General features: G+C 69.1%; 11 protein-coding genes. 4 read left to right on the forward strand and 7 right to left on the reverse strand.

Features of this window, described 5'->3' with window-relative positions:
* Positions 1-127 precede the first annotated feature (127 nt).
* Positions 128-1939, forward strand: a complete 1812-nt coding sequence (locus IEY81_RS10750) for an AMP-dependent synthetase/ligase (RefSeq protein ID WP_229787688.1) — start codon at positions 128-130, stop codon at positions 1937-1939.
* On the opposite strand, the gene IEY81_RS10755 is transcribed toward IEY81_RS10750, so the two are convergent.
* The 5 genes from IEY81_RS10755 to IEY81_RS10775 are packed head-to-tail and all read right to left on the reverse strand — an operon-like array spanning position 1927 to position 6015.
* Positions 1927-2868: a protein kinase family protein gene (locus tag IEY81_RS10755; protein WP_189118480.1), complete on the reverse strand. Its 942-nt coding sequence runs from the start codon at positions 2866-2868 to the stop codon at positions 1927-1929. The genes IEY81_RS10750 and IEY81_RS10755 overlap by 13 nt on opposite strands.
* Positions 2869-2910: 42 nt before the next feature.
* On the reverse strand, positions 2911-4164 hold the full coding sequence (locus IEY81_RS10760; protein WP_189118481.1) for a WD40 repeat domain-containing protein: 1254 nt from the start codon (positions 4162-4164) through the stop codon (positions 2911-2913).
* The gene (locus IEY81_RS10765; RefSeq protein ID WP_189118482.1) at positions 4164-4661 is read right to left on the reverse strand and encodes a DUF4919 domain-containing protein; all 498 of its coding nucleotides are present in this window, start codon (positions 4659-4661) and stop codon (positions 4164-4166) included. The genes IEY81_RS10760 and IEY81_RS10765 overlap by 1 nt, the downstream gene beginning before the upstream one ends.
* Positions 4658-5713, reverse strand: a complete 1056-nt coding sequence (locus IEY81_RS10770) for a hypothetical protein (RefSeq protein WP_189118483.1) — start codon at positions 5711-5713, stop codon at positions 4658-4660. The genes IEY81_RS10765 and IEY81_RS10770 overlap by 4 nt, the downstream gene beginning before the upstream one ends.
* The gene (locus IEY81_RS10775) at positions 5713-6015 is read right to left on the reverse strand and encodes a hypothetical protein (RefSeq protein ID WP_229787690.1); all 303 of its coding nucleotides are present in this window, start codon (positions 6013-6015) and stop codon (positions 5713-5715) included. The genes IEY81_RS10770 and IEY81_RS10775 overlap by 1 nt, the downstream gene beginning before the upstream one ends.
* A gap of 175 nt (positions 6016-6190) precedes the next feature.
* Here IEY81_RS10775 and IEY81_RS10780 point away from each other — a divergent pair, with 175 nt between their 5' ends.
* From IEY81_RS10780 to IEY81_RS10790, 3 genes are all read left to right on the forward strand, one after another.
* Positions 6191-7156, forward strand: coding sequence for a glycoside hydrolase family 25 domain-containing protein (locus tag IEY81_RS10780; protein ID WP_229787692.1), 966 nt, complete (start codon positions 6191-6193; stop codon positions 7154-7156).
* Positions 7157-7178: 22 nt separating this feature from the next.
* On the forward strand, positions 7179-9029 hold the full coding sequence (gene lepA, locus IEY81_RS10785; protein WP_189118485.1) for a translation elongation factor 4: 1851 nt from the start codon (positions 7179-7181) through the stop codon (positions 9027-9029).
* Positions 9030-9748: 719 nt separating this feature from the next.
* Positions 9749-11041: an HNH endonuclease gene (locus tag IEY81_RS10790; protein ID WP_189118486.1), complete on the forward strand. Its 1293-nt coding sequence runs from the start codon at positions 9749-9751 to the stop codon at positions 11039-11041.
* Positions 11042-11045: 4 nt separating this feature from the next.
* On the opposite strand, the gene IEY81_RS10795 is transcribed toward IEY81_RS10790, so the two are convergent.
* Together IEY81_RS10795 and IEY81_RS10800 are read right to left on the reverse strand one after the other, a co-directional pair.
* Complete coding sequence (locus IEY81_RS10795) at positions 11046-11645, reverse strand: hypothetical protein (protein ID WP_189118487.1); 600 nt, start codon at positions 11643-11645, stop codon at positions 11046-11048.
* Positions 11646-11658: 13 nt separating this feature from the next.
* Complete coding sequence (locus IEY81_RS10800; RefSeq protein WP_189118488.1) at positions 11659-12624, reverse strand: phosphotransferase family protein; 966 nt, start codon at positions 12622-12624, stop codon at positions 11659-11661.
* Positions 12625-12662 lie beyond the last annotated feature (38 nt).

Raw genomic sequence — 12662 nt, forward strand, 5'->3', positions numbered from 1 at the left:
TCTCGAGCGTCTAGGGTCCCCCGCGCGGCGCCTCTCGTACACACCGTCCGTTCACCCCACGCTCACACTGCAGGCCAGGAGAATCATGCCGACCCAGTCCGAGACCGATCTCGCATTTCTCGATGACATGCCAGCGAACTTCGCGCTCCACTTCCTCAACCGGGTCAAGGCGACCCCGGACAAGGAGGCTTTCCGCTACCCGGTGGTGGGCTCGACCACCCCGGAGGGCGGGGAGGAATGGAAGTCGCTGACCTGGAAGGAGGCCAGCGACCAGGCCAGCAAGCTCGCCGCGGGGCTGGTCTCCCTCGGCCTCGAGCTCGAGCAGCGGGTCGGCATCGCGTCGACCACGCGTTACGAGTGGATCATCGCCGACCTCGCCGTGATGCTCGCCGGCGGGGCCACCACGACGGTCTACCCGACGACCAACGTCGAGGACACCGCCTACATCCTCGGTGACGCCGAGTGCCGTTTCGTCTTCGCCGAGGACGACGGCCAGCTCGCCAAGATCGCCGAGCGCGCCGCCGAGCTGCCGGAGATCGTCAAGGTGATCACCTTCGACGGTACGTCCGACGGTGAGCGGGTCATCGGGCTCGACGACCTGGCGGCGATCGGCGAGAAGTACCTGGCCGAGCACCCGGACCTGATCGAGGAGACCGCCGCCAAGATCACCGCCGACAACCTGGCGACGCTGGTCTACACCTCGGGTACGACGGGCAAGCCGAAGGGCGTACGTCTGCTCCACCGTGCCTGGGTCTACGAGGGTGAGGCCATCCGCACCCAGGACGTCCTCGGCCCCGACGACCTGCAGTTCCTGTGGCTGCCGATGTCGCACGTGTTCGGCAAGGTGCTGCTCTCGGTGCAGATCGCCTGCGGGTTCCCGACCGCGATCGACGGCCGGATGGACAAGATCGTCGACAACCTCGGCATCGTGAAGCCGACCTTCATGGGCGCGGCCCCGCGCATCTTCGAGAAGGTCCACTCCAAGATCGTGATGATGACCGAGGCCGACGGCGGCATCAAGAAGAAGCTCTTCGACGCCGCCTTCGCCAACGGCATCGCCCGTGACCGGCTGCTGCGCGAGGGCAAGTCGGTGCCGGCCTCCATCGCGCTCAAGCACGCCGTGCTCGACAAGCTGGTGCTGAGCAAGGTCCGTGACCGGTTCGGCGGCCGCGTACGTTTCTTCATCTCCGGCTCGGCCCCGCTCAACCGCGACATCGCCGAGTGGTTCCGCGCCGCGGGCATCCTGATCATGGAGGGCTACGGCTCGACCGAGAACGCCGCCGGTGCGGCGGTCGGCTCGATCAAGGAGAACAAGCTCGGCACGGTCGGCAAGGCCTTCCCGGGCAGCGAGGTCAAGATCGGCGAGAACGACGAGCTGCTGATCCGCGGCCCGCACGTGATGCCCGGCTACCACAACCTCCCCGCCGAGACCGCGAAGGCGCTCGACGCGGAGGGCTGGTACCACACCGGTGACAAGGCCTCGATCGACGACGAGGGTTTCATCACCATCACCGGGCGCATCAAGGAGCTGTTCAAGACCTCGGGCGGAAAGTACGTCGCGCCGCCGGCGATCGAGTCGAAGTTCGCCGCGCTGTGCCCCTACTCCAGCCAGTTCCTGGTCTTCGGTGCCAACCGCAACTTCGTCACGGCGCTGATCACCCTCGACCCGGAGGCCATCACCGCCTGGGGCGCGGCCAACGGCCTGGAGGGGAAGTCCTACGAGGAGATCGTCACCTCGCCGCAGGTGCGCGAGCTGATCGGCGGCTACGTGGACGAGCTCAACGCGGGCCTCAACCGCTGGGAGACCATCAAGAAGTGGGAGATCCTCGAGCACGACCTCACCGTCGAGCGCGGTGAGCTCACCCCGTCTCTGAAGGTCAAGCGCAACGTCGTGGAGAAGCGGGAGCAGGAGCGCATCGACGCGTTCTACACCAGCTGATCCCAACCTCGGCGCTCGCTCAGCCAGTCCAGACACACCTCGCCCTGCCACCGCTGCATCCTGCGGAGGTGGGGCGAGGTCGTCTTCACCGGCTGCTCTGCGGCGGCCAGGAAGTAGCCGGCGTAGAGCGCCAGCACCGAGTCGATGGCTTCCGGCGCGACGTCGGCGAGCAGGGGATGGGCGGCGAGGAACGCCTCCACGTCGAGCCCGTCACCGCGCGGCCCGACCAGCAGCAGGAGCGAGTCGATCCACCCGGCACCGAGCACCGGCCAGGTCCACTCGGTCAGCAGCACCTCGCCATCGGGCAGGATGAGGATGGTGTCGTCGCGTACGTCCAGGTGGAGCAGCGTCTCGCCGGCGGTGTGCTCCGCGAAACCCGCCGCGAGCTCGGCGGCACGATCGGAGTGCGGGTAGCCGGCGACCCGCCCCCACAGCTCCGGGTACGCAGCGTGCTCCTCGGCGAACGTCGCCCAGCCGATCCCCGGGGCCGGCGTCAGTGCCCGGGAAGCCTCGACCAGCCCCGCCGAGGCGATCTCGAGGTCAGCCGAGGTCCACGGCCGCAGCGGCTGCCGGCCCTCGACGTGCTCGAAGGCCAGGACGACCCACTCGCCGTCGTCGAACCACTTCAGCTTGGGGGCCGGGATCCAGCCGGCGAGCTTCTTCAGCTTCGCCGCCTCCTCCCGGTGGAGGGCGGCGGAGTCGCGCTGGGCCTTGGCGGAGGCCGCCTTCACGAAGTGCTGCGACCCGTCCTGGCAGGTCAGCACCGAGGCGAACCCCGGCGTGTAGCCACCCGCGTGCGACTCCGCCGAGACCACCGGCCCACCTCCGAGCCGCTTCTCGATCGAGGATCGCAGGAACGGGGGCAGGTGGGGCCACTCCAGGCGACGGGCGGTCTGCCCGTGCGGGATGTTCGTCGGGATCGCACTCACGACGCCATCCTTGTGCACGCCGCCAAGGAAGCGCCAGCGCGACTAGCGGTCCAGCGGTGGCTGATCGAGCTCCGCGGCGGGCTTGCCGGTGGCGAGGTCCCAGGCAGCGACGCCTTCCGCTGCCGATGCGGTGAAGACGGTCCTGCCGTCGGGGCTGAAGAGCACCTCGGACCGTGCCGGCACCGAACGCGTCACGTCGCGGTCTGCGCCCGAGCCGCCGAGGCCCTTGGGTGTCCACACCGACAGCATCGGCTGGGCGGTCACCACGGCCAGCGAGCTCGCGTCCGGTGAGAAGGCGACCGCGACGGCGCCGCCGCCGGGCAGGCTCTCGACGGCCTCGAACGACGTGGTGTTCCAGATGGTCGGGTAGCCCTCGGTGGTGGCGCCGGCCAGCCAGCGACCGTCGGAGCTCCAGGCCGGGCGGACGCCGCTGGCGGCAGAGATCTTGCCCGCCTCCTCGCCCGAGTCCGTCTCCAGGATCGTGACGCTGTCCCCGCCGGTGACCGCGACGAGCTCACCGTCGGGGCTGAACGAGATCGAACCGATGCCGCCCTCCAGGTCGGCGCTCGCGACCTCCTCGCCGTCCTCGACCGACCAGATGATCAGGTCGCCCTCGAGCCCCGCTGCGGCGACGAGCTCCCCGTCGGGGCTGAAGGCGATCGGCCCGACCGGGCTCGCATCGGTGACCTTCGGGTTCGGCAGCCCCTCGAGCCGCTGCACCTGCTCGCCGCCGTCGACCTCCACCAGCGCGACGTCGGAGCAGCCGACCTTCCGCGCCACCAGCGCGAGGTCGGCGCTGATCGCACCGTAGCCGTCCTTCGAGACCGTCTCGTACGCCCCGCCGGCCCTGTCCCAACGGCACATCCCCTCCGAGCAGCTGGCCACGACGTACTTCCCGTCGGGGTCCGTGACGACGGACCGGGCGTCGAGCCGCGTCGGCTCGATCGCCGCGGCGAGGCTGAACGAGCCGCCGGCTGCGGAGATGTCGCAGCCGTCCTTGTCGCGGTCGCCCGCGCACCCGGCCAGGAGCGCCGCGGCGAGCACGCCGATGAGCGGCGCGCTGAGGAGGCGGGTTCGGGGTCTCATCGAGACGGGATACGCCGGACCCGCCGCGGACGTTGCGCGACGCGTCCGCGCAGCGTCGGCGGCGAGGCCCTGCCAGGACGCGGGTACGCCGCCGGCCTCCAGGGCGTCGCGGCTGGACTCGAGCGTGCGCAGGTCCGCTTTCAGCCCGTCGCCGGCTGCCCCCGGCGGGGCCGCCTTCCGGGTCTTGACCTGGCCGAAGGTGAGCGCCATCAGACCAGGGCGGTCGCGTCGAAGTGGGCGAGGGTGCCGTCGGTGCAGACGTGTCGGTCGATGCGCTTTCCGCCGGTCTCGATGAGCTCCTGCCGGTCTGAGGTCTTCTTCAGCGCGCGGAGCAGGTCGTACTCGTCGTTGACCCGCAGCACCGTCCAGGGGTGCTCCTCGGTGCCGTCGCCGCTGTCACGGATGCTGCGCAGCGCGGCGCTCGCGACCTGGCGCTCACGGGCGGCGGAGCGCTCCTCGCCGGTGCGCTCCAGCGCGGTCGCCAGCCGCAGGTGGGCCGACGGGCTGAAGATCGCGCCGGGCATCAGCGCTCGCAGCGCGGCCGCGGCCTCGGCGTACGAGCCGTCGGTGAGAAACGTGTCGACCGCCTCGAGGTCGAGATCGACGCTGAAGTTCTCGGAGTTCCGCACCGCGCGGCGCAGCGGTCCCAGCGTCTCGGGGCCGGGGTCGTCGAGGTAGGCGGTGACGAGGTCGGCGTACGTCGTCATTTCGACTCCTTCAGGAGACGGTCGAGCTCATCGGCGGTCAGGGTGTCGAGGTAGTCGCGACCGGACCTGCGAGCGTCGGCCTCGACGGGCTGGTTGTAGTACTCCTCGAACGTGGCGCCGTTCTCGGTGCTCTGGTAGTCCTCGAAGTTGTCTTCCCACTCCTCGGCCTGCTCCTCGGTGATGCCGTCCTCCTCGTGCATGTCGAAGGGGTCGTCCTGCCATGGGAAGTGCCAGTCGTTCATGTCGTCGACCGCCTCGTGCTGCCGGGCGTGGCGCATCTCGTGGGCGACGGTGTGGAGGACGTCGGGATCCTCGAGGCGGTTCGGGTTGAGGTGGACGGTGTGGTCGCCCTCGTGCCACGAGCCGTTGGTGTTGCCCGTCTCGTCCCAGACGATGTCCTCGACCTCGACGCCATACTCCTCGGCGAGCTCCTCGATCTTCTGGTCGATGATCGCCCGCTTCTCCTGGTCGGTGAGCTGGGCCCACCGCTCGGCGACCTCGGGGGAGGCCATGCCACGCTGCTCGCGGGTGTCGTCGAGACCCTGATCGGTGCCGGCCGGGATGGCGTCGATGAGGATCATGTCGACGCGCTCGGCCTTGGCGAGGGCGTCGGTGATGTCATCGGCGATCGACTGCGCGGTGAGGCGGCGGCTCTCGCCCCACTCCTCGGCCTCGATGCGGTGGCGGAAGGTCGGCGGGGTCGCGGTGCTGGTCACCGAGCCGTCGTCGCCGACGGCGAACTCCTGGGTCTTGGCCCGGTCGAGGATGCCTTGGACCATCCGCTCGATGGCCTCGACCTCGGTCTCGGCGGTGTAGAGCGCGTTCTTCATCCGCTGCTTGTCGGAGATGTGGTCCCCCAGCTTCACGACCAGGGACATGCAGCGAACGCGGGCGGCGTCGGCGGCGAGGCCCTGCCACGACTTCGGTACGCCACCGGCCTGCAGGTCGTCGCGGCTCGACTCGAGCTTGCGCAGGTCGGCCTTGAGCCCGTCGCCGGCAGCACCCAGCGGCGCTGCCTTCCAGGTCTTGAGCTGGCCGAAGGTGGCCGCCATCAGCTGGGGCCCATGACACGGCGGCCGGCCGCGCCGGCTCCGGCGTCGGTGGTCTGGAAGTCGTGGAGCGCCTTCTCCATCTCCGAGGCGAGATCCTGCGCATCGTCGGCGGCGTCGTCGGTCTCGGACTCCCATCTCGTGCCCAGGTCTGAGAGGTATCCGACCGACTCCGCGCCGGGGATCGCTCCGCCCGCCTTGCTCAGGTGGCCCGCCGAGTCGGCCTTGCGGATGTCGCGCTCGGCATCCTCGGCGATCGTGATCGAAGTCTTCATGTCCTTGGGGACGACATGGATCTCGCTCATGGTCTGGGTGGTCCTCCTGAGCCCGGGACGGGAGACGGTCAGGCGGGACAATAACGTAGTTCGCGACGCCCCGGCGATGCATATGAGCGGGGCTCGGAGACGCCGATCCAGCGCGTCGCGTCAACCGATTTACACGCTCGGATGTCGAGGCCGTCGCACGCTACCTGGGATACGGGTGGCAGTATCTGCGGTGATGTGGCCGAGCAGGAAGACGTACGCCGCGGCGCTGCTGCTTCTCGCGGCGCCGGCGCTCTTCGGCTGCGCCGGTGAGCCCGAGTCGCCCGGTTCTTCAGGCTCGACGTCGCCCTCGGCCCGCGCCTCGACCGAGGCGGAAGCGGGCGAGAGCGGTGCGGCCAGCGCCCCGCCGCGACCGCAGGAGTCGCTGGAGGTGCCGTCGCTGCCGCCGGCCAAGGACCGCGGGATCGTCGAGGGCGGCGACATGAGCTGGCCACAGTGTCCCAAGGGGATGGGCATCAAGGAGCGGCGCACCCTCGGTCTGCCGAGGCCGCTCGACTCCGCGGAGTTCGTGATCATCGGGCTCAGCAACGGTCCGGCCTTCCGTCCCAACCCGTGCCTGGCCTCGCAGGCCGAGTGGGCCCGCGAGCGGAAGGTGATGACCTCGGCGTACGCCATCGTCTCGTTCCCCGAGCGGGCCGACCTGCGCGAGCACGGCGACGAGGGCCCCGGCGACCCGGACACCCGGATCGGCAGGCTGACCAACGTCGGCTACCAGCAGGCGAGATGGAACCTCGAGCAGATGGAGAGCGCCGGGCTGGAGTCCCCCTCGGTCTGGATCGACGTCGAGCCGGTCGCGGTCTGGGAGTGGTCCGACGACATCGCGGCCAACCAGGCGGTCGTGAAGGGCGTGGTGGCCGGCTACCGTGACGCCGGCAAGCGGGTCGGGGTCTACTCGATCGGCGGGCTGTGGACCCCGATCGTCGGCGACCTGAAGCTGCAGTTGCCCGAATGGCGTCCGGCGGGGGAGACCTCGCGCGCCGCGGCGCTGGAGCGCTGCGGCGGGGAGTGGATGTTCCAGGGCGGTGCTGCGGTGATCGTCCAGTGGCTCGAGGACGACCGCGACCGCAACGTGACCTGCCCCGGTGAGTCGGTGCAGCTGCCGCTTTGGTTCCATCAGTACTGAGCGTGGGAGGATGACCCACATCATGAGTGCTGCCCCGAAGCCCGGCTCCACGCCCCCGGCCATCATTCGCAACTTCTGCATCATCGCCCACATCGACCACGGCAAGTCGACGTTGGCCGACCGGATGCTGCAGCTGACCGGCGTGGTCGACGAGCGAGCCGCTCGCGCGCAGTACCTCGACCGCATGGACATCGAGCGCGAGCGCGGGATCACCATCAAGTCCCAGGCCGTGCGGATGCCGTGGACGGCCACCTCGGGGGAGAACGAGGGCGAGACGTTCGTCCTCAACATGATCGACACCCCCGGTCACGTCGACTTCACCTACGAGGTCTCCCGCTCCCTGCAGGCCTGCGAGGCGGCGATCCTGCTCGTCGACGCGGCCCAGGGCATCGAGGCGCAGACCCTCGCCAACCTCTACCTGGCGATGGGCGCCGACCTCCACATCATCCCGGTGCTCAACAAGATCGACCTGCCCTCGGCCAACCCGGAGAAGTACGCCCTGGAGCTCGCCAACCTCGTCGGCTGCGAGCCCGAGGAGGTGCTCCAGGTCTCGGCGAAGACCGGGCTCGGCGTCGAGGACCTGCTCAACGAGATCGTGGCGCAGACCCCGCCCCCGGAGGGCGACGCGGACGCGCCCGCACGGGCACTGATCTTCGACTCGGTCTACGACACCTACCGCGGTGTCGTGACGTACGTCCGGGTCTTCGACGGCTCGCTGAAGCACCGCGACAAGATCAAGATGATGTCGACCGGCGCCGTCCACGAGATGCTCGAGCTCGGCGTGATCTCGCCCGAGCCGGTCAAGGCCGACCACATCGGCGTGGGCGAGACCGGCTACCTGATCACGGGCGTGAAGGACGTACGCCAGTCGCGCGTCGGTGACACCGTCACCACCAACGCCCAGCCCGCCGAGGAGATGCTCGGCGGCTACGAGCACCCCAACCCGATGGTCTTCGCCGGGCTCTACCCGATCGACGGCGACCAGTACCCCGACCTGCGCGAGGCGCTCGACAAGCTGCAGCTCAACGACGCTGCGCTGACCTACGAGCCGGAGACCTCCGGCGCGCTCGGGTTCGGCTTCCGCTGCGGCTTCCTCGGCCTGCTCCACATGGAGATCACCCGCGACCGCCTCGAGCGCGAGTTCAACCTCGACCTCATCTCGACCGCCCCCAACGTGGTCTACGACGTGGTCATGGAGGACGGCACCGAGCACATCGTGACCAACCCCTCGGAGTTCCCCGAGGGCAAGATCAACGAGGTCCGCGAGCCCGTCGTCAAGGCGACGATCCTGGCGCCCTCGGACTTCATCGGCACCATCATGGAGCTGTGCCAGGCCAAGCGCGGCACCCTGCAGGGCATGGACTACCTCTCGGAAGACCGCGTCGAGATGCGCTACGTCCTGCCGATGGGCGAGATCGCCTTCGACTTCTTCGACCAGCTCAAGTCGAAGACCAAGGGTTACGCCTCGCTCAACTACGAGTTCTCCGGCGACCAGGCCGCCGACCTGGTCAAGGTCGACATCCTCCTCCAGGGCGAGCCCGTCGACGCCTTCTCCGCCATCGTCCACCGCGACGCGGCCTACAGCTACGGCGTGATGATGGCCGGCAAGCTCAAGGAGCTCATCCCGCGGCAGCAGTTCGAGGTGCCCATCCAGGCCGCCATCGGCGCCCGCGTCATCGCCCGAGAAAACATCCGCGCCATCCGCAAGGACGTCCTCGCCAAGTGCTACGGCGGCGACATCTCGCGTAAGCGCAAGCTGCTCGAGAAGCAGAAGGAAGGCAAGAAGCGGATGAAGATGGTCGGCCGCGTCGAGGTGCCCCAGGAGGCCTTCGTCGCTGCGCTCTCCACTACGCAGGCTTCTGACAAGAAGTAGGTCTGTCTGCCCCGGTGGTCGAGCTTGTCGAGACCTGAGTCTCCGGTGGTCGAGCTTGTCGAGACCACCCTGCGTGCGGACATCGGTCGACGACTGTGTTTTTCGTTCCCAGGTTCGCCGCCGACCCGATCTCTGAGTGTTTCTCGATCACGCGCCGCGTCAAGGACGCCCTTCGGGCGCCGGCTTCGCCGGCCGCTTCGCGGTCCTTGACCCGGCACCTGATCGAGAAAGATTTCCGCCAATATCGGGGCGGCGGCGAGGGGTGTGGCGCGGGCTCATGAGTCTTCGACAGAGTCGACGTCGAGTCGGGGCAGGGACCGCGCGCCACCGCTGGTCGAGCCGCCGGAGCCCCTGGGCGAAGGCGTGTCGAGACCAACACAATCCGCTCCGTGGACGATCGCCCTGAACCCCGGACACCGGAGGTCGAGCTTGTCGAGACCCCTTCGCGGACACCCCAAGCCCCCGGAGGTCGAGCCTGTCGAGCCCCCCTCCGCGGACACACCCACCCACCGGTGGTCGAGCTTGTCGAGACCCCTTCGCGGACACCCCAAGCCCCCGGAGGTCGAGCCTGTCGAGACCCCCTCCGCGGACACACCAACCCACCGGTGGTCGAGCTTGTCGAGACCACCCTCTGAACAACAGTTCAATACTCCTAAAAAGACGGCCTGACTAGGGCAAATAGGTAGCATCGCCACTCGAGTTCGCATATAATGAAACGCATGAACGAGACCCCCAACCAGCTCCTCACCGGACCACCACCAGGTGCCTCCGAAGCAGAGCTGATCGACTGGATCACCGGTCTCGAAAACCTCAAGTGCCGAGCCGAAGCGATCCAGGCCGAAGCCGCCGTACGCCTTGACGAAGCCACCCGCGCACGGCACACGGAAGCCGGCGTGCCCGCCCGGAAGGTCGGCGACGGCGTCGCCTCCCAGATCGCCCTCGCCCGCCGCGTCTCGCCGGCCAAAGGCGCGAAGCTGCTGGGACTGGCGAAGATCCTCACCTCCGAGATGCCACACACCTTCGCGCTGATGAAGGCCGGCCTGTTCTCTCAATGGCAGGCCACCATCCTCGCTCGCGAGACCGCATGCCTCTCTCTCCAGGATCGCCGAGTCATCGACCACGAGCTCTGCGCCCGCACACCAGACGGCGCTGCCCCAAAGGTCGTCACGATGGGTCTGCGGCAACTCGAGAACACCGCCAAGAAACTCGCCATCACCCTCGACCAAGCATCCGTCGTCGCCCGCGCCGCGAGCGCGGAGAAGGACCGGCGGGTCAGAGTGCGACCAGCACCCGACACGATGACCTGGCTCGGTGCAATGCTGCCGGTCAAGGACGGCGTCGCGGTCTTCGCCGCCCTCGACCAGGCAGCCAAGGCAGCCCAAGCCGCGGGCGATCAGCGCACCAGGGGCCAGGTCATGGCCGACACACTGGTCGACCGTGTCACCGGGCGCGAGGCAGGCGCGAAGCCGAAGGTCGAGGTCAAGATCGTCATGACCGCCGACTCCCTGACCAATACCGCCGACCAGCCCGCGATGGTCGAGGGTTACGGACCCGTCCCAGCCGCCTGGGCACGCGAAGCACTCGCCGACGCCGAGGTGTTCGTTCGCCGCCTGCTCACCGACCCGGCAGGTCAGCTGGTCGCGATGGAGTCGCGGTCGCGCAAGGCACCTGACGGGCTGGCCGAGTTCATCGCCATCCGCGACGAAAGCATCTGCCGGACCAACGGCTGCGACGCCCCGATCCGCAACATCGACCACATCGAACGCCACGCAGACGGCGGCACGACGAGCGCCGACAACCTTCAAGGTTTGTGTGAAAGATGCAACCAGGCGAAGGAGTCGCTCGGCTGGCGATCCAGGCCCAACCCCGACGGCAGCATCACGACCATCACCCCAACCGGTCATACCTACACCAGCCCACCACGAGACCCCTGGCGACCAGACCCGTCACCACTCTCACCAGCAGAGCGCAAGCTCCGCCGCGTACTCGTCGAGCACGTCCTCGCTGCCTGAGCGCTCAGGAGCGCACGAGCTCGACGCTGTCGAGGGTCATGTCGAAGTCGTCGAGGCGTTGGTCCAGGTCGTCGGGGCTGCGCCAGTACAGGCGGATGCCGTTGGCCTGGACCTCGACGCAGTCGGCGGGACTGCCGTCGGAGTAGGACCACCAGGTGAGGCGCTCGCCCTCTAGGCCGCCGAACAACTCGGCAGGGGTGTCGTAGGTGACGTCTTCGACGCTGTCGTCGCCGCCGATGTCCTCGAACTCCTCGAGCTCGTCGCGTTCGGCGGCGAGCGACTTCGTCTGGCCGACCTGGACGCTGAAGAAACGGTCGTCGGGGTCGTCCCATGTGCATTCGCCGTCGGGGGAGTGGTCGCTCGGGTCGACGGACTGGGAGGAGAAGCCGTCCGGTACGACCAGCTTCAGTGTGGCCGGCTTCCCGTCGACGCTCGCCGCGCACTCGGCCGCGGTGAATCCCTCGGGGGCCGAGGCCGATGAGGCTGCGAAGGGTGTGGGGGTGTCCGTCGTGACGGGGGCGGACCTGGCCCCGCCCCCACCACTTCCGCAGGCCGAGGATGTCGCAGCGACGAGGACGAGGATCGATGCAGCCCGAAAATGCATGCGGGTCAGTCCATCACAGATGACGCCGGGCCGCTGCGCTCAAGAACCGAGCAGACTCCGTACGCCGGAACTCCTGCAGCGTCGGCAGGTTGACGTCGACGGCGGTGACCGAGCGTACGGCCAGGTGGGTGCCGATCCCGACGAGCCAGGTGGTGACCGCCTCGTCACCGACCCGGGCGAGCGGTGCGGAGGATGCCAGGGAGCTGTCGAACCAGTCCTGGTCGACCCTCTCCAGCCTCGCCAGGAGGGGGTCGAGCCAGTCGGGGCCGACACCGGCGGCGCCCCAGTCGAGGAAGACGATCTCGCCGGTGGGCCGCTGCAGCAGGTTGTCGATCCGGATGTCGTAGTGAACCAGTGTGGCCATCGAGTCGCCGCCCAGCGCACGGACCCTCGCCGCCCACGACGGAGCATCGGCACGCACCCAGGCCGGCACCGGCGCCTCCGGGTGATCGGGCACGGCGTCGAGAGCCGCGGCGAACTGGCCGAAGATGTGCTGCTGGCTGGTCAGTCCCGGGTCGAGAGTGCCCCCGGCGCCGTCGACGGCCGCCCCGGTCGACCGCTCATGCAACACACCGCTGAGCTCGTCGGTCGCCTCCAGCAGCCGGTCCATCACCGCGTCGTCAGCGAGGTCGGGGTGGCTGCCCTCGACGTCCTCGAGGATGAGCGCGACCCAGTCGCCGTCGTCGTAGGAGGCTTCGAGCCGCGCCCACAGCAGGTGCTCGCCGATCAGCCCGAGGACCGTGATCTCGCGGCGGAACAGAGTGGGCGTGTCCGGGTTGAGCTCCGTCCCGACGGCCTTGACGAAGGCTCGGGTGCCGTCAGTGCACACCAGCCGCGCGGCACAGCCGGGCGACATGCCACCGACCTGGTCGGCGTACGAGACCACGGCGGAGCCGAGCGTCTCCTCGACCCAACGGGTCACGGCCGGCGGGACGTCGGCGTAGGAGATGCGTACGCCGACTGCTCGGGGTGCGGTCACGGCCGCCATCCTTCCCGCGACGGCCGGCCGGATGCCAC

The organism is Nocardioides luteus, from assembly GCF_014648595.1.
GTDB classification, from domain to species: domain Bacteria; phylum Actinomycetota; class Actinomycetes; order Propionibacteriales; family Nocardioidaceae; genus Nocardioides; species Nocardioides luteus.